General features: G+C 62.3%; 18 protein-coding genes. 11 read left to right on the forward strand and 7 right to left on the reverse strand.

The annotated features are described in order from the left end of the window. Window positions 1-192 precede the first annotated feature (192 nt). The 6 genes from tssL (at window position 193) to GA829_RS29705 (ending at window position 11773) form a co-directional block, all read left to right on the forward strand. Window positions 193-1710: a type VI secretion system protein TssL, long form gene (gene tssL, locus GA829_RS29680; protein WP_195176103.1), complete on the forward strand. Its 1518-nt coding sequence runs from the start codon at window positions 193-195 to the stop codon at window positions 1708-1710. Between the two features lie 67 nt (window positions 1711-1777). Further along, window positions 1778-5329 (forward strand): type VI secretion system membrane subunit TssM, encoded by a 3552-nt coding sequence (gene tssM, locus GA829_RS29685; RefSeq protein ID WP_195176104.1) that lies wholly within the window; start codon window positions 1778-1780, stop codon window positions 5327-5329. 156 nt (window positions 5330-5485) lie between these two features. Then, complete coding sequence (locus GA829_RS29690) at window positions 5486-6271, forward strand: PP2C family protein-serine/threonine phosphatase (protein WP_195176105.1); 786 nt, start codon at window positions 5486-5488, stop codon at window positions 6269-6271. Next, window positions 6268-8859: a serine/threonine-protein kinase gene (locus tag GA829_RS29695; RefSeq protein ID WP_195176106.1), complete on the forward strand. Its 2592-nt coding sequence runs from the start codon at window positions 6268-6270 to the stop codon at window positions 8857-8859. The genes GA829_RS29690 and GA829_RS29695 overlap by 4 nt, the downstream gene beginning before the upstream one ends. A 110-nt stretch (window positions 8860-8969) precedes the next feature. Next, window positions 8970-9422, forward strand: a complete 453-nt coding sequence (locus GA829_RS29700) for a DUF1036 domain-containing protein (protein ID WP_195176107.1) — start codon at window positions 8970-8972, stop codon at window positions 9420-9422. Further along, window positions 9419-11773, forward strand: a complete 2355-nt coding sequence (locus GA829_RS29705) for a M23 family metallopeptidase (protein WP_195176108.1) — start codon at window positions 9419-9421, stop codon at window positions 11771-11773. The genes GA829_RS29700 and GA829_RS29705 overlap by 4 nt, the downstream gene beginning before the upstream one ends. A 16-nt stretch (window positions 11774-11789) precedes the next feature. Here the strand turns inward: GA829_RS29705 and GA829_RS29710 are convergent, their stop codons facing one another. Beyond that, window positions 11790-12326 (reverse strand): OmpA family protein, encoded by a 537-nt coding sequence (locus GA829_RS29710; RefSeq protein WP_195179862.1) that lies wholly within the window; start codon window positions 12324-12326, stop codon window positions 11790-11792. A gap of 259 nt (window positions 12327-12585) precedes the next feature. On the opposite strand from GA829_RS29710, the gene GA829_RS29715 reads away from it, so the two are divergent. Then, window positions 12586-14217, forward strand: coding sequence for a caspase family protein (locus tag GA829_RS29715; protein WP_195176109.1), 1632 nt, complete (start codon window positions 12586-12588; stop codon window positions 14215-14217). A 157-nt stretch (window positions 14218-14374) separates the two neighbouring features. Continuing rightward, window positions 14375-14908: a DUF6931 family protein gene (locus GA829_RS29720; RefSeq protein WP_195176110.1), complete on the forward strand. Its 534-nt coding sequence runs from the start codon at window positions 14375-14377 to the stop codon at window positions 14906-14908. Between the two features lie 185 nt (window positions 14909-15093). Here the strand turns inward: GA829_RS29720 and GA829_RS29725 are convergent, their stop codons facing one another. The 6 genes from GA829_RS29725 to GA829_RS29750 all read right to left on the reverse strand — a co-directional run bounded on the left by GA829_RS29725 (window position 15094) and on the right by GA829_RS29750 (window position 20080). Next, complete coding sequence (locus GA829_RS29725; RefSeq protein ID WP_258052012.1) at window positions 15094-16323, reverse strand: caspase family protein; 1230 nt, start codon at window positions 16321-16323, stop codon at window positions 15094-15096. Between the two features lie 30 nt (window positions 16324-16353). After that, on the reverse strand, window positions 16354-17475 hold the full coding sequence (locus GA829_RS29730; RefSeq protein WP_195176111.1) for an OmpA family protein: 1122 nt from the start codon (window positions 17473-17475) through the stop codon (window positions 16354-16356). A gap of 250 nt (window positions 17476-17725) precedes the next feature. Further along, window positions 17726-18229 (reverse strand): flavin reductase family protein, encoded by a 504-nt coding sequence (locus GA829_RS29735; protein WP_210337705.1) that lies wholly within the window; start codon window positions 18227-18229, stop codon window positions 17726-17728. Then, entirely contained in the window at window positions 18219-18764 is a 546-nt protein-coding gene (locus tag GA829_RS29740; RefSeq protein ID WP_195176113.1) for an NADPH-dependent FMN reductase, read from the reverse strand. The genes GA829_RS29735 and GA829_RS29740 overlap by 11 nt, the downstream gene beginning before the upstream one ends. A gap of 91 nt (window positions 18765-18855) precedes the next feature. Continuing rightward, window positions 18856-19092: a hypothetical protein gene (locus GA829_RS29745; RefSeq protein WP_195176114.1), complete on the reverse strand. Its 237-nt coding sequence runs from the start codon at window positions 19090-19092 to the stop codon at window positions 18856-18858. A gap of 43 nt (window positions 19093-19135) precedes the next feature. Then, entirely contained in the window at window positions 19136-20080 is a 945-nt protein-coding gene (locus tag GA829_RS29750) for a LysR family transcriptional regulator (RefSeq protein WP_195176115.1), read from the reverse strand. A gap of 285 nt (window positions 20081-20365) precedes the next feature. Between GA829_RS29750 and GA829_RS29755 the strand changes: the two genes are divergently transcribed. The 3 genes from GA829_RS29755 to GA829_RS29765 all read left to right on the forward strand — a co-directional run bounded on the left by GA829_RS29755 (window position 20366) and on the right by GA829_RS29765 (window position 24097). After that, window positions 20366-21466 (forward strand): ABC transporter ATP-binding protein, encoded by a 1101-nt coding sequence (locus tag GA829_RS29755; protein WP_258052013.1) that lies wholly within the window; start codon window positions 20366-20368, stop codon window positions 21464-21466. Between the two features lie 48 nt (window positions 21467-21514). Next, window positions 21515-22582, forward strand: a complete 1068-nt coding sequence (locus GA829_RS29760) for an ABC transporter substrate-binding protein (protein WP_195176117.1) — start codon at window positions 21515-21517, stop codon at window positions 22580-22582. Window positions 22583-22747: 165 nt separating this feature from the next. Further along, window positions 22748-24097 (forward strand): LLM class flavin-dependent oxidoreductase, encoded by a 1350-nt coding sequence (locus GA829_RS29765; RefSeq protein ID WP_195176118.1) that lies wholly within the window; start codon window positions 22748-22750, stop codon window positions 24095-24097. Window positions 24098-24099 lie beyond the last annotated feature (2 nt).

Consider the following 24099-nt stretch of genomic DNA (forward strand, 5'->3'; position numbering starts at 1 on the left):
ATAGGATATTCGGCAAGCTTCCCAGGCGGGCGAAGCTGGCGTGGCTTGGGCGTGTGCAGCAATGTCATGTTTCGACGAGATGCGCCTTTCCGGGCGACCCATCCTCGACAATCTGCCCGGCCAGGGCAGACATTTTGTTGCCTGTGCGACTAACGCCTGTCTTGCTCAAAATACCGTGTTGGCGGGTTGGCAATGAGTTCGAAGGATGATCCCTTCGGTCCGGCGGGCAAAACCGTCATTCGCGCAAACCCTTCGCGCGAGAAAAAAAAGCCGCCGACCCCGCAGCCAACCGTCCTGGGCAGCAAGCTGGCCGATCCCTCGGCACTGAAAGAGTCCACTGTCTTCGACCCGGGCATCGGCCGCCAAGTCCCGACGGGCTGGACATCCGGAACCGTGGTCTATCAGGGTGCCGGCGCCGCTGCGGCGCCAAGCCCTTCCCCGGCCGCGACAGCACAGGTTGCCCGGCAGCAGGCGCTCTTCGACGCCAGTGACAGTCTCCAATACACAGCAGCGAACCCCATCATCGCGGCAGCGGCACCCTTGCTCATGCTGCTCGGCCAGCTCAGGCTCATTGCAGTTGACCGGCAGGCCGAGCCGCTGGCCGGGCATGTCACCGACGCCATCGAAAAATTCGACCGTGCCATTGGCAAATCCGATGTCACCGAGGGCGATGCGCGGATCGCGAAATACGTCCTTTGCGAAGCTGCCGATGACCTGATCGGCAACTTGCCCTGGCCACGAAAGGACGAATGGGCGCCGCACGGCATGCTGTCGCGGTTTTTCCACGTCGAACCCACCGGCACGGGTTTCTACGAGGCGCTCAACAAGGTGCTGGCCGAACCGGAGGCACATGGCGACCTGCTTGAACTGATGCATGCCTGCCTGTCGCTGGGGTTCGAAGGCCAATATCGCGGAGTTGCGCAGAAGGACAACAATCTCGAACGCATCCGCCGCGACGTCTACGAGACGCTTCGCTACTTCAAGGCGCGCGCCGGTTACGAGATGTCGCCGCACTGGCAGGGTCTGGCCGCGACAGCCGCGCGTTCATCGTTCCGGCTGCCGCTGTGGGCCGTCGCGGCGACCGCGTCAGGCGTGCTGACAGCGGCATTCTTCGCCTTGCGGGTCATTATCACCAACGAAGGCGATGCCCTTGGGGGCGAGTTGCTGGCGCTCAATCCATCAGCGCCAATCGCCATCGAGCGCGCCAGCGTGGCGCCATTGGCCGAGCCGGAGAAGGTTGTTCCACCCATTGCCGCCACCGTCACCCAGACCGATCGCATCCGCTCGGCCCTGGCCAAGGACATTGACAGCGGCGGGTTGACCGTCGGCACCAAGGGCGATTTCATCGTCGTGGAAATCAGCAACCTGCTGCTGTTCCAATCCGGAAGAGCCGAGGTGAAGCCCGAGTTCCAACCTGTAGCGACGGACATCGCTGCTGCCCTGGAGGCTGAGCCCGGGCCGATCAGGATCATTGGCCATACCGACAATGTAAAACCGCGCAAATCGGGCACGTTCAAATCGAACTTCGACCTCTCCGTCGCCCGCGCGAAAGCGGTCGAAACGATGATGGTCCCGAAATTCAGCAAGCCCGAGCGCATAACCGCCGACGGCAAAGGCGAAGACGAGCCCATCGCCGACAACGCAACGCCGGAGGGCCGCGCCAAGAACCGCCGTGTGGATGTAATGATCCCCAAGGAAGAAACGCTGTGAGCGGGGCCGGCTGGCAGTGCTCCTGTCGGAAGCAACCTGGGTGGAAACACCCCCGCTGGAAACGCCAATGACGCGTTGGCTGCCGCGCATCTTCAGTGTGATCGCACTGGCCGCTTTCGCCGCCGCCGTCTGGTTCGCGGGACCTTTGATCGGTTTTGCCAACAACCGGCCACTAGGCGCTGTCTGGCTGCGCGCGCTGATCATCGGCGTCGCCGTGGCAGGCGTGTCGATCTTTTACGGAATGCGCCTCTGGCGAATGCGCAAGGCACAAAAAGCGCTTGAAGCGGCAATCACCCAGGCCGACGCTGATGATGGTGACGGGAAGCAGCTCGAAGCCCGCATGAACGAGGCCGTAGCCGCGCTCAAGCGCTCAAGCGGCAAACGCAACTTTCTTTATGAAATTCCCTGGTACATCGTCATCGGCCCGCCTGGCGCGGGCAAGACCACGGCGCTGGTCAATTCAGGCCTGAACTTTCCTCTTGCGGGATCAGGTGATGCCCAGCCGGTGGCCGGCGTCGGCGGCACGCGGTCCTGCGACTGGTGGTTCACCGACGAGGCCGTGCTGATCGACACCGCCGGCCGCTACACAACGCAGGAGTCCAATCGGCAGAGCGACGCCAAAAGCTGGCTCGCCTTCTTGTCACTGCTCAAGCAGCAACGCACGCGGCAGCCGATAAACGGCGTCATCCTGGCGATCAGCCTTGCCGATCTCATGACCTTCGACGATCGGCAGCTTGATGCCCATGTCACGGAAATCCGTAGCCGTCTGCGCGAGGTCCACGACACGCTGAAAATTCAGTTTCCGGTCTACCTGCTTTTCACCAAGGCCGACCTTGTCTCAGGCTTCACCGACTATTTCGACAGCTTCGACGAAGCGCGCCGGCGCAAGGTCTGGGGCGCGACATTCCAGACAACGGACCGTGGCAGGAACATGGTCGGTGAAGCGCCGGCCGAATTCGACGCTCTGGCAAACCGGCTGGCCGAGGAGATGCCAGACCGCCTTCAGGAAGAAACCGATCCGGTGGCGCGCATCGCCATCTTTGGTTTTCCAGCGCAATTTGGCGCGCTCAGGGGCCGAGTGACCGACTTTGTCGCCAAGCTGTTCGAGCCTGCCCGCAGTCAGGTCAATGTCAGCTTGCGTGGGCTCTACTTTTCCTCGGGCACGCAAGAAGGAACACCTATTGATCAGGTGCTGGGAGCGCTGGGCCGCAGTTTCGGCAGCAAGGCGCAACCGCATCTCTCCGGTAGCGGCAAAAGCTTCTTCCTGCATGACCTGCTGGCCAGCGTCATTTTCGCTGAATCCGGATGGGTCTCCTACGACAAGGCGGCAGAAAGGCGTGCCGCGCTCGCCAGGTTTGCCGGCCTCGGCGTTATCGCGCTGATAACCGCTGCCGGGCTTGGCGTCTTGGGCTTGAGCTTCATGGCCAACCGCTCGCTGATCGCCTCCACGAGGCAGGCGGCGGGCCAGTACCGGCAGACAGCGGATGCGTTGCTGAAGAGCACGACTGTCACCGATGTCGACCTCGAGAACGTCATTGGGCCCCTCGACCAGTTGCGCGATCTGCCGGCTGGCTTCGAAACCGGCGGCTCGCCGACGCCATTCGAGGCAACGTTCGGCCTCAGCCAACGCGAACGGCTTTCCTCGGCGGCGCAAACGGCCTACCGGCAGGCGCTGGAGCGCATGTTCCGCTCGCGCCTGCTGATCCAGGCCGAACGGACGATCCAGGCCAAGATGGCTGATCCGGCCGCGCTCTATGAACCGCTGAAGATCTACCTGATGCTTGGCGGCAAGGCGCCGAAGGTCGACGATGCGCTGATCGTTTCCTGGATGAAGCAGGATTGGGAGCAGAACCGTTACCCCGGCGAGAACAACCGCGAAGGACGGACGCAACTCGAAAAGCATCTGCACGCCATGCTTGCGCTTGACGATGCTTACGATCCGGTCTTCGAACTCAACCAGCCGCTGATCGAGGCCGCGCAACGCTCGCTCGGCCGCATGACCCTTGCCGATCGCGCCTCCGCGCTGGTCAAGTCGGGCGTGTACGCCGCGGCGCTGGGAGATTTCTCGATCTCGGCGAAAGCCGGGCCTGAGGCAAAATTGTTGTTCGAACAGGCTGATGGCAGCGATCTCACGGATCTTCGCATCCCCGGGCTCTACACCTATGCCGGCTTCAACAGCTTCTATCTCGGCCAACTCGCGCGCGTGGCGCAGATGCTTGTCGACGACCGCTGGGTGATCGGCGGCGGCGGCGAGCAAGGCATCGATCAGGAATTGCTCAAGCTCGGGCCGGAGCTGCTTGATCGCTACGGCAAGGATTTCGCCTCGGCATGGAACGGCGCACTCGACAAGCTGAAGTTCAAATCGATGCTGAAAGACAAGCCGGACTATCTCGCGCTTTCCGCCGCCGCATCGGCGAACTCGCCGATCGAACAGCTCTTTTCGGCGATCGCCGATGAGACCGCTTTGACAAGAGTCCCGGCGACAAGCCCAACCGATGGTACGGCCGGAGCCGATGGCGGCGGTCAAAACCAGGCACAGGACACTGTCGCAAAGGGCCTGGCCCGCATCGGCATTCACCTTGCCGCCGGTAAATCGCAAAACCGTGCCGGTAGCGGATCGGCGAGCACACAGGGTCATCCCGGTGCGAACATCGAGGCGCGGTTCAGGCCGTTCCAGGTTCTGGTCAGCGGGTTGCCCGGGCAGCGCCCGATCGATGCCTTGACGCAGAATTTTCGTGAGATCCACAAAAGCCTGCAACTCGCTGCCGACGCATCTTCACAGACGGAACGCATCAACGGAAACCTTCAGCTGCAGATATCCACCTTGCACGCCAACGTCTCTCGCCTGCCCAAGCAACTGGCCAGAATGGTCACCGCGGCGGCCGACGAGTTCGAGGGCGGCGCCGCCGAAACCTCGGTCGCCAACCTGAACCAGATGCTCGACCAGACGGTTACGCGCCCATGCGAGGAGATGGTGGCCAGTCATTTTCCTTTTGCCCACGACGGCACTGACGACATTGCCATGGCGGATTTCGCCAAGCTGTTCGCGCCCGGCGGGCTGATGGACCGTTTCTTCGCGCAAAACCTGGCATCGCTGACCGACATGACCGGTCAGGACTGGAGCTGGAAACAAGACACGAGCCTGGGCCACGACTTGGCGAAATCGACCTTGAAGGCCTTCCAGTCGGCCGCCGAAATCCGCGGTGCCTTCTTCCCCTCAGGCGGTTCGGCACCGTCGGTCAGCATCACCTTCACGCCCTTCTCCTTGCATGGCGACGCCGACGCGGCGGAGCTCAATGTCGACGGCCAGGTGGTGCAGAGTACCCAAACCGGCAACGCGCCAACCACCGTGACATGGCCGGGCAACATGGCCGCGGCGGTCGCTACCCTCACCCTGTCGCCCGAATTGCCAGGCCGCGAGTCCGCGCTCAAGTTTGACGGTCCGTGGGCGTTGAAGCGGCTGCTGGACAAGGCGACCTTGACCGGCAGCGGCGACACGCTGGAGGCGCGCTTCGTCATCGGCGGCCGTGATGTCGCCTATACGATCCAGACCGGTTCGGGCCCAAATCCATTCGCCCTTCCCGCACTTTCCAGCTTCAGCTGTCCGAAGGCGTTTTGAGATGGGCTCCAGATCAGGGGAGCCGATGCCGCTCATATCCCGCGAACGCGGGGGGCTTAATTTTGATACTTTAATGGTGCAGCCTATGGCAAAGTGGGCACGCGAGCGCGCTGTGGGTGCGCTGCAGAGGGCGTTTGGAAAGCGCTTGGTGGCAAGTTGAGCAATGTCGCCCTTCCCTTTGAAAGCTTCGGCGTCAGTCACAAAGGCTGCGTGCGCGAACTCAATGAAGACAGCTATCTGGTCGAGCCGCAAACCGGCCTTTGGGTCGTCGCCGACGGCATGGGCGGGCATCACGCCGGAGAAGTCGCATCGGCCAGCATCGTCGACCATCTGGCGACGATCGGGATTGCGAGTTCCGCGCCGGACCTTCGCGCGCGCTTCGAAGACCGGTTGAGCCGAGCCAATGCCGAAATCCGGCAGATATCGGAATCGCGCGGCGTGACTATCGGCTCGACAGTCGCAGCGCTGCTGGCGATGGACGGCCGGTTTGCGTGCCTGTGGTCGGGTGACAGCCGCGTCTACCTTGTCCGCAACGCCTCGATCTCGCAGATTTCGCGGGACCACACCGAAGTTCAGGAACTTCTCGACCGGGGCATGATCAGCGCGACCGAAGCGCTGACCTGGCCACGGCGCAATGTCATCACGCATGCGGTCGGCGTCACCGATGAGGTCGTTATCGATTTCCAGCAGGGCGAGATCATGCCGGGCGACGTTTTCGTGCTGAGCACCGATGGGCTGACGGCGCATGTCAGCGACACCGAGATCGAGGCTGCGGTTGTGGCGGCCACGGCACCGCGGGCAGCAGGCGAGAAGCTGCTGGAGATGGTGCTTGAGCGTGGCGGAACCGACAATGTCACCATCGTGCTGGTGAAGATCAAAGGCGGCCGCAATGGCGGATCGCTGTATCAGGATCTGTCCTGGACGGGGGGAAGAGGCCAATGAGCGCCGACGACAAGACGCGTATATCGCCGAACATGCCCAGCACGGCAGTCGGTACACAGCTCAGCGGCATCTACGAGCTCGACGAGCGCATTGCCTTCGGGGGCATGGGTGAGGTCTACCGGGGGCACAACATCCAGACCGGCGACCATGTCGCGATCAAGATCGTCTTGCCCGAGTTTGCCCGCGACCAGACGATCCTGTCCCTGTTTCGCAAGGAAGCGTCGATCCTTAATCATCTCTCGCATGACGCGGTCGTGCGCTATCACGTCTTCACCATCGACCCGGGAATTGGCCGTCCTTACCTCGCCATGGAATTCGTTGACGGCGAGTCGCTGTTCGATGTCATGCGGCGCGGCGCAATGGCCGTGGAAGACGTGCGCAAGCTCTGCCTTCGCCTCACCTCCGGCCTGAGCGCCGTGCACCAGGCGGGCGCTATCCACCGCGACCTGTCGCCGGACAACATCATTCTGCCGGGCGGGCGGGTCGACCGCGCCAAGATCATCGACTTCGGCATCGCACGATCGGCGACGGTCGGCGGCGAGACGTTGATTGGCGGAAAGTTCGCCGGAAAGTACAATTACGTTTCTCCGGAACAGCTCGGGCTTTACAGCGGCGATGTCAGCGAGCAGTCCGACATGTACAGCCTGGGGCTGGTGCTGGCCGCCGTTCTGCGCGGCAAGCCGATCGACATGAGCGGCTCCCAGTTCGAGATCATCGAAAAGCGCCGAACAGTCCCGGATCTGTCCGACATCGATGCCGATTTCCGCGACATCGTCGAAGCCATGCTGCAACCGGATCCGAAAGACCGGCCCGCCAGCATGGCGGAGATAGCCAGGTTGACCCGTGACGATAGCGATATCGAGGGGACGACCCCCCCACGCTCCCTGACGCCGCGCGACCGGGCAGGCTTGCCACGCGCCGATGGAACCCTTGGACCTAGCTTCCGGGCCGAGCGCCCGCCGTCCCATGCCCCGGGGAGCGTGCCGCCAGCAACCGGCACGGGCGAGCAGCGCTTCGTCCCGTATGAGCGGCCGCCGCTGCTTTCGCAGCCGAGGCCTCCTGTTGCTGCCGGCGCACGAGCGGCCACGCCTGGGAGCCCCGAAAAATCCTCGGGGAAGCGGACGATGGCGATCGCCGCCTTGGCGAGTTTGCTTGTCGCCGCCGGGGCTGGTCTTTACCTGAGCGGCATTGTGACGTTGAAGACGCCGAGTGCCGACAAGCCACCAGCTCCCGCACCGGAAACCCTCAAGCCGGCGCCAGCCGACAATGCCGCTGCGCCCCAGGTTGGCGAGGCTCCGGCAAAGCCGGTTGCGCCCGCAAAACCGCAAACCGAGACGGCACCGCCAGTCGAAAATCAGGCGGATGCCGAAACGGGCCCGAAGCCCGCGCAGCCTGTCGTGTCGCCTTCGCCGGAAGACGCCAAGCCACCAGCCGTCGAGGCAAAACCCCCGACCGACAGCGCACCCGCTGCTCAGCCGGCTCCGGCGCCTCCGGTTCAAAATCAAGCCGATGCTTCCATCGGTCAAAAGCCGGCACCCGCAAAGCCCGCCGAACTCCCGGCGCCAGCCGCAGAGAATGTGAAACCACCTGCCCCCGAGGTGAAGCCGCAAGCCAACAACGCGCCTGCAATCCAGCCGGATACGGCTGCCAGCAACGCTCCAAAGCCGGAGCCGATCACACCGACACCGCCGGCAATTGAAGCCACCCCGGCGCCACCAGTTGCCCAGCCGCCTGTCGCGGAGATTCAGCAGCCCGAGCAGCCAGCCAGCCAGCCAGCGGAAACCAATGCGACCGCGCAACCGCCCGCCCCCATCGCCAGCCAAACGGATGCCGGGGCCGGACAGGGCCAACAAACCGCCGTGCCGGCGGCCAAGCCGCCAGTTGACAAGCAGCCAGACGAAACGGTTGCCTTGAATGTGCCCAAGCCGGAAATCCCGCCGGCGAAACCCGCAAACGAAGCCGCGCAGCGGGTCTCCTGGGTGCGCGGTTTCAGTGGTGGCGACTGCTTCTATGCAACGGTCACCGCAACCACCGACAAGGCCGTGGCGATCGAGGGATTTGGGACGGCGGTCCAACCGTTCCAGCAGTTGCTCGGCGGTTTCCAGGCGAAATTCCATGTCGAGCCAGACATCAGCGTCAGGCTGATCAAGCCGACCCAGTGCGAAGTCACCAACTTTCTGCGCTTTCTGGGCAGCAATGCAGTGGAGAAGCCACAACTTGAACTCGACCGGACATCGGTTCCGGACGGCTCATCGATCGGCGGGACGCTGGTGACACATGGCGGCCTCATCTCCAGCGTGCTGCTGATTGATCACAAGGGGATGGCGTTCAATCTCGACGACCGTCTCGTCGCGCAATCCGGCAAGGCGACTTTCAGTATCCCGATCGGCCTCGGTGCCGCCGACAAGGCAGCGGGCAAGGCAGTGCCGCAGATCATAATGGTGGTTACCGGACCGCAGGATATCCAGGCCGCTTCATTCTCCACGCCGACACCGGCCGCCGTGGTGCTGCCCAAGATCCTCGAAGAGATCGAGACCAAGGGATCCGAGTTTTCCGCCACCGCCAAGTATTTCAAGCTTGGCGGGTAGCATGGACGCCAATGCAATTCCGCCGCCCGCGCCCGTTCCGCCCGCCCGCCGCCCCGCCTCGACAGCGGCGTGACTTGTTTCGGGCGCTGCTCGCTCGGACAAGCCACTGGATGCTCGCGGTATCGCGTGGTCTTCGCCGCAAAACCGCGCGGCATATTTTTGGAGCCTGCCTGGGCGCGGCATTCGCGGCCCTGCTTGCAACAGGCGAAGCGCGCGCCGAATTCACCGTCTGCAACCAGACGCTCGACGTCGTCAATCTCGCCGTCGGCCAGAAGGTCGACAACGCGGACCAGACCGACGGCTGGTGGACGATCGGCGCCAATCAATGCGTGAACGTCATCAAGGAGGAGCTGGCGAACCGCTATATCTACATCTACGCGACAGACGTTTTCGGCCACGCGATCCTGACCGGGGCGACAGATATGTGCATCGAGCGGCGGCGCTTCTCGATACGCGGCATCGATGAGTGCTGGGAACGCGGCCATATCGCCGCGAAATTTCTGGAAGTCGACACGCTCGAGCAGGTGCGGTGGACCTTCTTCCTGACCGGTAATGCGCCGTGACGCACAGCATCGACACCAGCTTCAAGGAGAAAAAGCTGGCGCGCGCTGCCCTTCGCCGGCGCAAGCTTTGGCTGAGGCTGGCCGCTGGTCTCGCAGTGATCGTCGTGGTTTTAATCGCCACCGGCATCTACCTTACAGCGGACTACTGGTCGTTTGGTGATGAAGACGAGGAGTTGCACGCGGTCGAAGGCAGTGACGATGTGCCAGCCGATGCCTCTGTCTATGTGCCGGCGATTATCGACCTTGCAGGCGACCCGATGTGGATCACGCTTGCACCCGATGCCGGCGCAACGAAAGGCCACACGATCCCGCGTCCGGCAGAACTTGATCAGGCCGGTGTGTCACCGCAGATCGAGATCCTGTCCGATGTCATGTTGAGCGCCAGCGAAAAATTCATGACGACGATACCTTCCACGCAGGAGGATTTCGCCTTCTTCCAGGCACAGCGCAAGAAGGCGGAACCAGCACCGGAGCCACCACCGTCCGGCGACCTGCAGAACGACCTTCAACCCGCACCGGCCGCGGAAGACACCCCGGCGGCACCGGCAGCTCCGGCAGCACAGGCAGACGCCGATGACCCAGAAGCCGGCTGGGGCGAAACAGTCGACGCGGGCGAGGCCGCCCTTCCTTCTTTCGAGAAAACCAAGGTTGAAAACAACACCACCGTCGCAACGGTCACCACCGACTATCAGCGCTTCGAGGCGACCGAGGACACATTCGTGAAAATCCTCACCGACCGCAGCCTCGATAGCGTCGTCACCGATGCGCATTTCTCCGACGCGGACGCCAAGCTGGCGGGCGAAGCCCTGAAGGCGCTTTTCAACCGGGACGGGCTGGAGCCCGGCTATGTCGTCGCCATGCGCGGCTTCAGGCCGACGCGCGAGACCACGGCGATGTCGCTGATGCAGGTTTCGGTTTACGCCAAGAATGTCTTCGTCGGCACCCTGACGCGCAACGCCGCCGGTGCCTTCGTGTCGGGAGTTGACCCGTGGGTGCGCGAAGATCTGTTCAACTATTCGGGCGCGGCCGAGGAAGGCACGCACAAAAGACAATACCGCCTTCTCGACGCGATCTATTCGACAGCTGCGCGCAACAGCGTCCCTGCCGGCATCATCGGCGAAGCGATCATGTATCTCTCCCGGGGCCAGGACCTGGACGCCTTCGCCAGCGAAGACCAGCGTCTGGTCCTGATCTATTCGCAGACGCCGCGCGGCAAGGAAGAGACCGCGGGCCGGGTTTTGTATGTCGGCATCCAGGGCGGCGACAAGAACCTTGAATGTTTCGTCTTCCTGCAAAGTGATGGTCAGTTTGCCTGCGTCAGCGGCGACGACCAGGTTCGTTCGCTGACGGTCACCAACGGCATGGTCACGCCGGTCAGCGGCGTGATGACCTCAACCTTCGGACCACGCAAGCACCCGATCCTCGGAACGGTCCGCATCCACAAGGGCGTCGACTGGGCAGCACCGGTGGGGACGCCGATCGCAGCCGCGTTCGATGGCGAAATCAGCTTTCAAGGCGACGGTGGCAGCTACGGCAACCTGGTCAAGATCACGCACGCGAACGGACGTGAGACGCGTTACGCCCACATGCAGAAATTCGCGATCGAAAGCGGCGTCGGCACCAAGGTGAAGGCCGGCGACATCATCGGCTACATCGGCACCACCGGCCTCTCGACCGGACCGCATCTGCATTTCGAGCTCTACCAGAATGGCGAGGCGATCGATCCGCTCGGCACGGTCACAGCAGTCGCAACCGACGATTCCGCCGTTGAGACGCTGACCGACCGCATCGTTCACGTGGAGAGCGGCGGCAGCGCACGGGCCAAGAACCCGCTTTCTTCGGCGACCGGCGCCGGCCAGTTCATCACGAAGACCTGGATCAGGATGATGAACACCTATCGCCCCGACCTGGCGCGGACGCTCTCGACCGCCGACCTGCTCGCGCTGCGCTACGACGCCACGATCTCGCGCGAGATGGTGCGCAATCTGGCGCGCGAAGGCGAAGCCTATCTGCGGGCGCGCGGCCATCAGATCACCGCCGGGCGGCTCTATCTCTGTCACTTCCTGGGAATGGAAGGCGCCCACCAGGTGTTGTCGGCGCCCGGCTCGGCACCCTTGGCCAGCGTGCTTGGAGCACCGGTCATTCAAGCCAACCCGTTTCTCTCCGGCAAGACCGCCAGCTATGTCGTGGACTGGGCCGAACGGAAAATGGGCCACAAGCTGCCCCCGGCGACAAGCGGGACTGACCAGCCGGAAACGACAACGACGGAAGTCCGGCAGACATCGCCGGAATTCGCGGCCTACAAGCAGGCGATCGCGGCGATCGTGGGTTCGGTTCAGGATACGCTTTGAGCCGCCAGGGCGCCCGTTACTGCGTCTTTATCCGCATTTCCACGCGGCGATTGATCGGGTCGTAGGGATCAGGGCTGCGCGGGTTCGATTCACCCAAACCGATTGCGTTGATGCGAGCCGCATCGATGCCATTCGAGGTCAGGAAGGCAGTCACCGATTGCGCTCTTCGCTGCGACAGGCCCTCGTTGTAGCGAGGCGTGCCTGTTGCGTCTGTGTAACCCTCGACGACGAAGCTGAGCGTGCTCAGCCGGTCGTCCTTCAGCGCCTTGGCGAACTCATCAAGCTCAGCCCGCGCCTTCGCGTCGAGTTGTGCTGAGTCCAGTCCGAAGTTGATCAGCATGTCGAGACTGGATTTGCCCGCCGGCGGATCCTTCGCCGTCTCCTTGCTTTTGCACTCCTCCTCGGTGCCGACGCAAATTCCACGTGACAGGCCGAGTTTGTTGGCACCGGCAAAAAACTTCACGATGTCTTCTGATTTCTGCACAGGATCGGCGCATGCGGGCGCCGCCAAAAGCATGGCTGCCAACACCAGGGCTGACCTACTCGATTGCATGACGGTCACTCCCATCCGAGCATCCGATTTCGCTGGCGGCTGAATAGCATGAATTTAATTCCGGAGCATTCTTTCTGTCAACAAACCAACAGGCTTTCCCGAGGCGGCGGCGATGCCGGCACCCGTTACTGGGTGTTTTCGGCTGGCCCGCGAATGATCAAACTTTCATCAAAGTCACATAATCAGGTGTTTTTCTTGCAATAACGGCCTGTCACTGACAAAATGACTGCCGCGCTCCAATGCGGCCGAGGACTGATCCATGAAAGCGAGCTTCGCCTTTCTGATCGGGGTGTTTCTCTTTCTTGTTGCCTCGGTCGGCGCAGGAGCCGTTACGTCTGATGCGAAACGCGTCGCGCTGGTCATCGGCAACAGCAAATATGTTCATGCCGTCGCTTTGCCCAATCCAGCCAATGATGCGCATCTCATTGCTTCGACGCTTCGCAATGCCGGATTCCAGGTCATAGAAGGCGTCGATCAGGACAATGCAGGCATGCATGGCCTCATCAGCAAGTTTACCGAGCAATCCTACGACGCCGACCTCGCTGTCATTTTCTATGCCGGCCATGGCATGCAGGTCGATGGCAAGAACTACCTGATACCGGTCGACGCCGAACTGACATCGCCCGCCTATCTCAAGACCCGCACCGTGCAGATCGACGACTTCATGGCCGCGCTGCCGCCCGATCCGGCGGTCGGCATCATCATCCTCGATGCCTGTCGCGACAATCCCCTCGCAAGAACGCTTGCCGCCTCGATGCCAAAGAGCCGCTCGCTCGGATCCGGCCTGGCGCCTGTCGAGGCGAAATCGGACGGTGCCGGAACCGGTGGCATCCTGATCGCCTACGCGACGGATCCCGGCGCTATTGCCTTCGATGGCAACGGTGTCGACAGCCCTTACTCAACGGCGCTGGCCCGGCACCTGACTGAGCCGGGCGTTGAAATCCAGAGCGCGCTGACGCGCGTGCGCGGTGAGGTGGCGGAGACCACGCAAGGCCGCCAGAGACCTTGGCATAACGCTTCGCTGGGCCGCGAAGTGTTCCTTGGAAAACCCACTGAGGAAGCGGCGCCCGCGGCGAAGCCCGTCGCCGACGCATCCAGCAACGTTTCAACGGCGCCAACCTCTCCCGCGGCGGTGGCAAGTGATCCTCCATCATGGGAAGTCGAACAGCGCCTTTGGGATGAGGCTTCAAAGCGCGATACGGCTCCGTACTACGAGGCCTATCTCGAGCAGTTTCCAAGCGGACGCTTCGCCACTGTGGCCAAGCTGAACATCGACCAGTTAAAGCAGGCAAAAGGGGAAAACCGGAAGGTTGCGGCCATTGATGCCGACGAAGCCAATGCCAGTTCCGGGTCTGCCGTGCGCACGTCGGTTGGCGTGTCCGACGAGGTGAAGCGGACGCCCGGCACCGAAATAACGGAAAGCGCGATCGGCCTCGACCGCGACGCCCGCATCGATCTGCAGTTGCGTATCGAGGCCCTGGGCAATGAACTGGGCCGCGTCGACGGCAACATCGGCCCGCAAAGCCGCCAGGCGATCGGCGTCTGGCAGGCCAAGAATGGGCTGCCGCCGACCACGTTCCTGACGCGCGAGCAGTTGGCGTTTCTCGTCATCCAGACGGATCCGATGATGGATGCCGTGCGTGCCAAGCATGCCGCCGACCAGGCACGCGCGGCGCAGCCGAAAAAGCAGGTCGTGCAAAAGGCCCGCGCACCGAAGCAGTTGGCGCGCAAGCCCCGCAAACAAGAACAGGTCGCGCAACGAAAGAGACGCGACCGCGAGACCGTCGTCCAGGACGACGAGCCACCACCACCGCGAGACAACAACAACTTCCTGACCAAGGCACTTATCTTCGGCACCGGCGTGGCGGTGGGCGGCGTGCTCAAGAACTGACGGGCCGCATGGCATGAAAAACCAGGCGCTATCGGCGCCTTTTTCATCTGATCCTTCCGCAAATCGATTTTCCATTTTCCGGTCACGCGCGCAGACTTGACCTACGCCTCACCTAAGGCTTGAGTGCCTACTGTTCTCCAGTGAAAGCGTGACGGCCATGGCCCATCAGCTTCGATTCAGAACCGCCCGCGATCTCTACATGTCCTATCCCGCTGTTATCAGGGACATGACCGCGCTTCCGACCGACCAGCCTTCGCTCGAGTTTTGCCGCTCGCTCCTGGCCGGACGAGTGCCCGAAGAAGCGATCACGTTCTGCGCCTACCTGCTTCCAGAGCGGGCCGCGGTCTGGTGGGCACATGAGTGTCTGAGCCATCTGACCGAATTGCTCGACGGGCAGGACCAGGCGTTGCTGGCACTTGTCAGTGCATGGGTCAGCGATCCCGACAGCCCCCAGCATCGCGCGGCATTGAGCGCGGCAGCGGCGGCGCAGCCGGTAACACCGGCCGCATGGCTTGTTGTGGCGGCAGGCTGGCGTGACAATGGCTGGGCTGGCGAACCGCTGTCGCCGTTTCCGGCTGGCCATGCCATCAATGCCGGGGTTTTGACCGGGCTGGCGCGCGTGTCGCTCGAGGACCGCGCTCCCGTACTGTCAGCCTTTGTCGAAATGGGCATACAGATGGCCAGAGCCTAAAGCAACTCCAGGAAAAGTGCGTAACGGCTTTCCCGGGAAAAGCGCGTAGCGCTTTCCCTTGGGAATTGCGTAAAAACAAAGAGTTGGAGCAGGTCAGCGATTCTATCAATCACTGAACCGCGTTAAGCGTCGCCTGACCGGCGAATGCGCATTCGCCGTCCCATTTCTCTCAACCTGATCCTCGCCTACTTGCAGCCGCCCTGGGCCCATTTGGCCAGCGCCACCTTGAAACGCGTCCCCAGCGGATGTTGCAGGCGCAGCACCGAGACATCGTTGGTGGCGAAATTCTTCGCCTGCTCGCAGAGCCGGGTCTCATCCCATTCATGGCATCCGTTGCAGTGCTTGCCTTCCCAAACGGACTTGTCGAGGCCTTCCACCGGGCTGAAGCGTGGCATGCCCTTGATCAGCTGGGCGATGCTCTTGCCGTCGATTGCCGGGTCGCCGAAATCGATGGGGTGGTCGAAAAAGATTGGGTCGTCGGACGCCAGCCTGGGGATCTTCTGGCGCAGCGCATTGAGCGCCAACTGGGCATCATCGGTTGAAGCGGGCGGATTTGCCGTGCGCACCTGCGAATTGTCCTCCGGCGGCGGGGCGCTCGCCTCGCCGACGATAAGCGGCGCATTGAGGTCGACCTTGTGCAGGACGACCGCGGTGGTCAGCGAGACATTGATCCACGGCCGCTGCTTGCCGGCGGTTGCCTTGAAGACATCGCCCGTAACCCGGTTCATCGCTTCAGTAATGGAGACATTCGTCTCGCCGATATGGGCAAGCAGTGCCGAGGTGAAGGGCGAGTGATCATCCGAGCCGTCAAAGGCCGTCTGGTTGGGACTGGTCGCGAACGCGACAAGCGTGCCGGCGCCGCCATTCTCGATCGGAATTTCGGCAAGGCCGGAGCTGGCGCCCTTGACGCCGGCTGTCTTCGCCAGCACCTCGGCAAGAGGATTGTCGCGGCAGGCATCGAGGAATATCAGCCTGATGCTGGTCTCGCGCGACATCTGCCGCAGAATGAAATCGACCGGCACCGCCTCGAAGTCGAGCGAGGTCTCGTCCTGAAGTGCGGCATCGACCGGCAGCAGATAGTTCTTGCCGGAAACCTGCAAGCCGTGACCGGCATAGAAGAGCAGCGCCACGTCGGCACCGCGCACCTGTTTGGCAAACTGCGCGATGGTTGTCTGGGTCTGCAATTTTGTAAGATTGAAACCGGAAACAACCTCAAAATCGAGACCCTTGAGCCGTTCGGCCATCGCTTGCGCGTCATGCACCGGATTGGGCAGCGCCGGCGCATGCTGGTACTGGGAATTTCCAAGCACCAGCGCCACGCGGCGTTCGGCGTGAGCAGCGCTGGTCAAGGTCAGCACCAAGGCGAACACCACGAGCCCCGCGCCGCGCACAAAACCGGCGCAACTAGCGATCACACCGAAACCCACCGGGACAACAGTCCTTCCTCAATTGACGGCCTTGCTGGCGGAAAACTCGATCCGCCGGTTGAGCGCCTTGTTCTTCGGCGTGTCGTTGGCGGCGACCGGCTTTTCCTCGCCATAGCCGGTGGCGGTGACCTGGGAGCGCGGAACGCCGGCTGCAAACATGGCGTCGGCAACAGCCTGCGCCCGACGCTCCGAAAGCCGCTTGTTGGCGCTCGCCGAGCCGTCGGAATCGGTGTGGCCGGACACTTCGACCTTCAGGCTCGGGCACTTTCCGACGACCCCTACGACCTCGGCCAGCAAGGGGCGGCTTTGCGGATCGAGCCGTGCGCTTGCCTCACGGAAATAGATCGCTCCGGTGCGCGACATCACGGCAAACCTGTTCAGGCACTCCTCGTCGCTGAAATTGCTCTTGCCGGCATCAGTGGCGACTGGTCCGACGTCGGCCGGAGCGGCGGCACCCGCTGCAACGGTATCCGTCGCGGCTGGCTTGCTGCCGTCGGCGGCAAAGACGAAATCGAACGAGACCGACGCGGTCGGCACGATATTGGTCACATTGGCCGCCTGTTGCAGCTTGTCGACATTGGGCAGCAGGCCGAAATCCTCGACATGCACGGCGACCGGGGCTTCCGATGCAACCGAAACCGAAGTGTCGTTGATCATGGTCACCACGACATTGGCTTCGAGATCCTTTTCAACCCCGTGCAGGCTTAGCTTGAACGGCAGCACCGCCTTGACCCGGCGCTTGGTCGCAAGGTCGGCGAAGGCAGCAGGGTCGACCTTCGCGGTCAACTCGGCGGTCGGAAATTTGAAGGTCTCGAAGAACAGGAACCGCATGCGGACATTGCGCAGGTCGACGCCGGTATCGACCGAATTGAGGTCGAAGGTGACCTTGGCATCACCCGCGGACGACAGCGTCCCGGTGATATTCCTGATCTTGTTGGTCTCGACGATCGTGTTCTTCTTGACCGACTGATAGGTCAACACCGAAGCCGACGGGTCGAGCGTCCAGTTGGTCTGCGCATCGGCGCCCCCTGCCCCAAGCAGAAGCATTCCCGAAAGCGCGACAGCCAGACAAAAGGCTCTTGCGGCGAACAGCCGGCCTGTCCGGCCCGTTTTCGACCCGAATTCGACGACTCCGAACATGGAACCCCCTGCCTGAGACAACAGATTTCCGTATCGAGACCACGACTCTGCCGTGCCGCCGGTGACTATAGAACACTTGGTTTCACTTTGCGAGCATGCCCGCCAGCCGTTGGCGTGTGGGTTCGCTGCGTCCCTGAGGCCGGTTTCCGTTGGGCGTGCCGCGGCTGACATGGCCTATCGGGCATCGGCCGGCCCGGCTCAACTACCAGCGGCGGCAAGGCTATCCGGAGATCTCATGGCTTTGTCAGCCTCACGTCGACCCGACGTATTGGCCCTTGAAGAAGATCAGCGGCTCGTGGCTCTCGTCCGAGTTGACCGGGCTCATTTCCCGCACCTGGCCGATGACAATGCTGTGATCGCCCGCCGGATGCTCCTCGAACATATCGCAGTCCAGCCAGGCAAGCGATCCTGTGATGATCGGATTGCCGGAAGCTGAACGACCCCAATCAACGCCGGCCCATTTGTCGGTGCCAGAACGGGCAAAGGCGTTCGATATTTCCCGCTGCCGCGCGGACAGGATGCTGACCGAGAAGGCACCGGTCTCACGTATCTTCGGCCAGCTTGCAGAGCTGCTCATGGCGCTGAAGGAGACCAGCGGCGGCTCGAGCGAGACGCTGTAGAACGATTGGCAGGTGAAGCCGACTGGGCGTCCCATGACCATGCCGGCGATCACCGTTATGCCTGATGCATAGTGGCCCAGTGTTCTGCGGAACAGTTGCAGATCGGGCGCGAATGGAGCTCCACTACTCGCCATCGATGACGCTTCCGACATTCTTGCCTCCTGTGAATTCCAGGGACCGCACCAGTTCCAGTTGGGACCGCAGTTTCGCAACCGCAGCGCGGACCGATTTTTCAGTGTCTTCGTTGACGATGAAGTAGGCGCCGCTGAACGGCACCGTCGCACCGAGCTCTCGCAGCAATGGCGCGAGATGGAATTCCACCGCCATCGCGTGAGCGGCACTGGCGCCGGTCATCAACGGGATTGCCACCACTCCTTGCAGCGCATTCGGGCGAAGCTGATCGAGGACGATCTTGAGCAGCCCCGTATAGGTTGCCTTGTAGGTCGGCGACGCGACGACCAGCAGATTGCTGCCAGCCAGCGTCTGGTGAAGGGCCGCCAGATGTTCGGCCGGCATCGGGAATACCCGGTTGGACTGCTCCGCAAGGTCGGTGGTCCCGCATTCGTGGGGATCGTTCCCGATCAGAACCTCGACGAACCTTTCCGCGATGCCCCGCGTCCGCGACATAGGCTTCGGATTGCCAACGAGAATCGAAATCTTCAGCGCCACAGCCTGCTCCTCCCAGGACCGCTCCCGATCGCTCGCGAGCATTGTTTCAGCGAAAGACCAAGGGGCGCCTAAGTCCGTCGGCCAACCTGCCTCACCGCCATCGCCGGCGAGCGGTTATGTCTATACAACATGAAATATCGATAAAAGCGATCTTTTGCAATAAAATAATTGGAATAAAAAGAATGATTAGGGCAATGGCATACTCGCCTATGGCTGCACGGGACCAGACAGGAACTGATTGCCCGGCGCCGTGCGGCGCAACAACCATCATCCCAGAGGGCGAATGCCGGGCGTCGCGGCCACACGCGGCGTCGCCGAGGATATTCATGTCGACACCAATCCCTCAAAGCGCGGGAAGGAGACGGATGGAATCAGGTCGTTGCGATCTGCATCAGGTCCGCAACGCCATTCCCTTCCGGGGACGCGGCCATATAGGCTCTCGAAAAGTCGCATGTCTCCTGAACCAGCTTGACCACCGACGTCATGATCGGGCTGGCATTCACCGCCGGAAAGACGGCGAGATATTTGAGGTCCGGCACCTGTTCGACAACATCGATGCGCTTTATCGCCTCGCCGGCGAACCCGGCGTCGAAGATGAATGTCGGCAGGGCGCTGACGCCAACGCCACCGACGGTCATGCTGAGCAGTGCCAGGAAATTGCCCACCCCGACAATGTTCGATGTCGTTACGCCCGCGCCACGCAGGGTCGTACCGACCAGCATCTCGGAGGCCGGATCGGTACGCAACAGGATCGTGTGCTCGGCAAGTTCCTTGAGCGCTATTCTCTTGTTGCCGCTGATCAGGCTGGGCGCGCAGGCCCAGGACCATTGAGATGAGGCCACTGGAATGGCTTGAAAGCGCGGATCGGTCAGGCCGTCAGGGACCACCGCCAGGTCCAGTTGGCTGTCGGTGAGCTTTTGAGCCAGTACGTTGGCGGAATCGACGACGATCTCAATGACGACTTTCGGAAACGACTGGCGCAGCCTCCCGACGAAGCGTCCAAGCCATGTCATGGCCGAAGCCTCGGTCGCGCCGATCCTAAGCCGGCGCTCGATCAGGTCGGGCGCGCTGAAGCGTTCGGCAAAACGCGTCCGCTGCTCAAGCAGCCCCGCTGCCAGTTCCAGCATCTCGACGCCTTTCGGCGTCAGATGCGCGACACGGCGGCTGCGGTCGAAGACTGCCACGCCGAAACTCGCTTCGAGTTCCTGGATGCGTTTCGAGATCGCCGACTGGGTGGTGTCGAGGTGCTGGGCGGCAGCCTCGAAACTGCCCAGCGTCCCGATCCAGTACAAGGCCTCAAGCTGCTTGAATGTCACCACGGAAACACCTCAATCGAGTTAGCACTATGCCATTCATTCTTTTTTTTCAACATTTACCGTTGCAATTCATCGCTTTTTGGTGTTCTGTGTGATGCCCGTATGTATATACATAGCAGGCCAACAGGCTCGGGGAACCACAATGAAGTCCGGCGGTCACGAAACTGCATCAAGCATTTGCGGATAGCACCTGTGAACACTCCCAAGAGACAGCCGGGAACGACAAATCAGCCGATCGGCCCGCGCCACGAGGCCGCGCCGACAGAAGGGCATCGAAGCGTGCAGTTGCAAGAAAGACAAGCGTCGATCACATCCATCGGGGTCCGGCCCGAGCCGAAATTGCAGGCTCGCGGCATCGGCAAATCCTATGGTGGCGTGGTTGCGCTGAGGCCTCTGGATATCGAGGTCTATCCCGGCGAACTGTTGACGCTACTTGGGCCATCCGGTTCGGGCAAGACCACTCTGCTGCAATTGATCGCCGGCCTGGTTCCGCCTTCCTCGGGGACCCTTTTCATTGATGGCAAGGACCAGACCAATGTGCCGGCCAGCCGGCGTGGCATCGGCGTGGTCTTCCAGAACTATTCGCTGTTTCCACACCTGACCGTCGAGGAGAACATCGCCTTCCCCTTGCAGATGCGAAAGGTGGCCGCCAAAGACATCGCATCGAAGACCCGCGCCGCGCTCGAAATGGTCGGCCTCGACGGCTTCGGGCGCCGCTTCAGCTCCGAACTGTCCGGCGGCCAGCAGCAGCGTGTCGCGCTCGCGCGCTGCCTTGTCTACCAACCCTCGATCCTGCTGATGGATGAGTCGCTGTCCGCGCTCGACCGCAAGCTGCGCGAAACCATGCAGATCGAGATCAAGCGCATCCATCGCGAGACCGGTTCGACCATCATCTTCGTCACCCACGACCAGGAAGAAGCACTGGCTCTGTCCGATCGCATCTGCCTGATGAATGACGGCCGCATCGAGCAGATCGGCACGCCTCTCGAACTCTACGAGCAGCCGTGCTCGGAATTCGCCGCCGACTTCATTGGCCTGTCCAACATCCTGCGCGGGAAACTGACGCCGAAAGGCACGATCCTGACCAGCGATGGCGATTTTCCGCTCTCGCCCGGCCAGCGCGGTGCGGCTGGAGACGCTGTATCGCTGATCATCCGGCCTGAACATTTGCGTGTCACCGACGCGGGCGACGGCCTTTTGTCCGGCACCTTGACCGAACAGGTCTATGCCGGCTCGGAGACCCGGCTTCTGGTCCGGCTTTCGAGCGGCACGATGCTCACCATTCGCCAACCCGCCGGCTTCGAGCCCCGCTCGCTCGGCAACCTGCTCCACATCCGATGGGAGAGGCAGAACGCCAGGCTCGTGCCTGGCAAACCGCAAGCCTGAAAACACAAACAGCGTCAAAACACGCGCATAATTGGAGGAGAAACGCCCATGTCTTCACTGTTCACACCCAACAGACGTTCCTTTCTGCATCTTGCCGCCGTCGGTGCCGCCGGCCTGGCAATGCCAGCGGTCGTGACACGACGCAGCCTGGCCGCGGCCAGCCAGATCGTCGTCGCCGACTATGGTGGCGGCAGTTCCGACGCCATGAAGAAGGCCTTCAGCGAGCCGTTCGAGAAGGAAACCGGCATCAAGGTCGTGCACGTCGCCCATGAAACCGACCCGGTCACGCAGTTCAAGCTTCTGGTCGATACCAAAAGCTACATCTGGGACGTGTGTTCCATGGACACTTCCCACGTCCTCAAACTCACCGCCGGCAAGAACTACCTCGCCCCGGTCGGGGTGAAGGATGAGAACGGCGAAATCATCAAGGATATGGTGACCGAAAACTGGCTGGGCTACTCGGTCTTCGCCGACGCCATGGCCTATCGGAGCGATGTCTTCGGCGACAAGGGGCCGACCACCTGGGCCGACTTCTGGAACCTCGAGAAATTCCCGGGGCGGCGAGGCCTGTCGCGCGATGCCATCGGCGTCTTCGAACACGCGCTGATCGCGGATGGCGTGGCGCCGAAGGACCTTTACCCGATCGATGTCGACCGGGCCCTGGTCTCACTCGACAAGATCAAGAAATCGGTCTCGGTATGGTGGGGCAATGGTGCCCAGAACGCCCAGATCCTGCAGAACGGCGAAGTGGACATGTCCAATGCCTGGTCGTCCCGCGCCGCCGCCGTCAAGGAGTCCGGTGCGCCGATCAACATCGTGTGGACAGGCAGCTACGCCGTTGACGGGCTTGGCATTCCAAACGGTTCGCCGCGTCTCGAAGAGGCGCGCGCCTACGTCCAGTTCTATACACGCGCCGACCGCCAGGCGGAGTATTCATCGCTGGTCGCCAACGGGCCAACGAACCGCAAGGCGCTCCAACTTCTGAAGCCGGAACGCGCTGCCGTACTGCCGACAAGCGCTGAGAACCTGGCCGGCCTTGTCGCCACCGACAACAGCTGGTGGGCCGACAATTTCGAAGCCGCCGACAAGCGCTTCAAGGAGTGGCAGCTCGCCTGACCATATAGGGGTCGCCCTGGTTCTGGCCCGGGCGACCCCGCTTCCGCCCCCTCGACAACCCGCCTTCTCAACAATCGGTGACCTTGAGAGGTTAGCCGGCGCTGCCGTTCGGCCGCCGGCAAGGGAAAGCACTTGTCACCGCCGGGACCGCCGAAAGGATATACGATGCCGAAGAAACCCATGTTCCCTCTTGCCGTGCTGATCGACGGCGATGGCTTTCATCCGGCCAGTTGGCTTCATCCCAAGGCGCAAGCCGGACAGGCCGCCAAGGTTGACCGCATGATCGACATGGCACGCGTCGCCGAAGCCGCCAAGATCGACCTCTTCTTCATCGCCGACACGCCGGCGGCCCGCACCGACCAGCTCGACACATGGCGGCGGTGGCCGAAATTCATGAACGTGCTTGAGCCGATGACCTTGCTGTCGCGGCTTGCCGGCGCGACCACGCATATCGGTCTTGGCGCCACGGTCTCGACCAGTTTCTTCGAGCCCTACAACATCGCCCGCCAGTTTGCTTCGCTCGACCAGATCTCGAATGGCCGTGCTGCCTGGAATGTCGTCACCTCGTCCAATGACTACGCGGCCCGCAATTTCGGACTGGACAGATTGCCGCCGCATGCGGAACGCTACGAAAAAGCGCGGGAAAGCGTCGCGATCGTCAAGGGATACTGGGACAGCTGGGAGGACAACGCCTTCATCTATGACAGGGAAACCGCTTCCACTTTCGATCCGTCCAAGCAGCATCCGGTGGATTTCAAGGGCAAGTATTTCACGGTTCACGGCGCTCTCAACCAGGAACGCCCGCCGCAGGGTCATCCTGTCATCATCCAGGCTGGTTCCTCCGGCGACGGCAAGGACCTGGCGGCGGAAACCGCTGATGTCGTCTTCTCGGCGGCGGGCGAGATCGAAAGCTCGCGCGCTTTTTATGCCGACCTCAAGAGCCGCATGCCCCGCTTTGGCCGGCATCCCGACCAATTGAAGGTGCTTGCGAGCCTGCGCTGCAGCATCGGCAGAACGCGCCAGGAGGCACTGGACAAATACCACCTGCTGCAGTCGCTCATCCATCCCGACGTCGGCGTGAAGATGCTGAGCGAGCAATTGGGCAAGGACTTGAGCGGCCTGCCCCTGGATGAGCCGATCCCGGACGAGGCCATTCCTGAAACCACCAACCGCGAGAAGGGCTTCTTCGAACGGTTGCGCGCGCTCATTCTGGCCAATCGGGACAAGACGCTTCGCGAAATCTACCAGCTCTATGACTACGGCACGGCGCCGATCTGCGGCACGCCGACTGACATCGCCGACATGCTGGAAGAATGGATCGATACCGGGGCTGGTGACGGCTTCATGCTGCTGTTCAATGCGCTGCCGAGCGACCTGCATGATTTCGTCGAGCTGGTGGTGCCTGAATTGCAGCGGCGCGGCCGCGCGCGAACCGAATATACCGGCGAGACGCTGCGTGACCGGCTGGGTCTCGGACGCCCCGCCAATCCGCACGCCGCGGCGGCCAGGGTCTAGTC

Origin of the sequence: Mesorhizobium sp. INR15 (assembly GCF_015500075.1) — a bacterium.
Classification (GTDB): Bacteria; Pseudomonadota; Alphaproteobacteria; order Rhizobiales; family Rhizobiaceae; genus Mesorhizobium.

Excerpts from the sequence above, each read along its gene's own strand:
- tssL (WP_195176103.1), top strand. The coding sequence starts at position 193 with ATGAGTTCGAAGGATGATCCCTTCGGTCCGGCGGGCAAAACCGTCATT.
- tssM (WP_195176104.1), top strand. The coding sequence starts at position 1,778 with ATGACGCGTTGGCTGCCGCGCATCTTCAGTGTGATCGCACTGGCCGCT.
- GA829_RS29695 (WP_195176106.1), top strand. The coding sequence starts at position 6,268 with ATGAGCGCCGACGACAAGACGCGTATATCGCCGAACATGCCCAGCACG.
- GA829_RS29700 (WP_195176107.1), top strand. The coding sequence starts at position 8,970 with ATGCTCGCGGTATCGCGTGGTCTTCGCCGCAAAACCGCGCGGCATATT.
- GA829_RS29710 (WP_195179862.1), bottom strand. The coding sequence starts at position 12,326 with ATGCAATCGAGTAGGTCAGCCCTGGTGTTGGCAGCCATGCTTTTGGCG.
- GA829_RS29715 (WP_195176109.1), top strand. The coding sequence starts at position 12,586 with ATGAAAGCGAGCTTCGCCTTTCTGATCGGGGTGTTTCTCTTTCTTGTT.
- GA829_RS29720 (WP_195176110.1), top strand. The coding sequence starts at position 14,375 with ATGGCCCATCAGCTTCGATTCAGAACCGCCCGCGATCTCTACATGTCC.
- GA829_RS29730 (WP_195176111.1), bottom strand. The coding sequence starts at position 17,475 with ATGTTCGGAGTCGTCGAATTCGGGTCGAAAACGGGCCGGACAGGCCGG.
- GA829_RS29735 (WP_210337705.1), bottom strand. The coding sequence starts at position 18,229 with ATGGCGAGTAGTGGAGCTCCATTCGCGCCCGATCTGCAACTGTTCCGC.
- GA829_RS29745 (WP_195176114.1), bottom strand. The coding sequence starts at position 19,092 with ATGAATATCCTCGGCGACGCCGCGTGTGGCCGCGACGCCCGGCATTCG.
- GA829_RS29760 (WP_195176117.1), top strand. The coding sequence starts at position 21,515 with ATGTCTTCACTGTTCACACCCAACAGACGTTCCTTTCTGCATCTTGCC.
- GA829_RS29765 (WP_195176118.1), top strand. The coding sequence starts at position 22,748 with ATGCCGAAGAAACCCATGTTCCCTCTTGCCGTGCTGATCGACGGCGAT.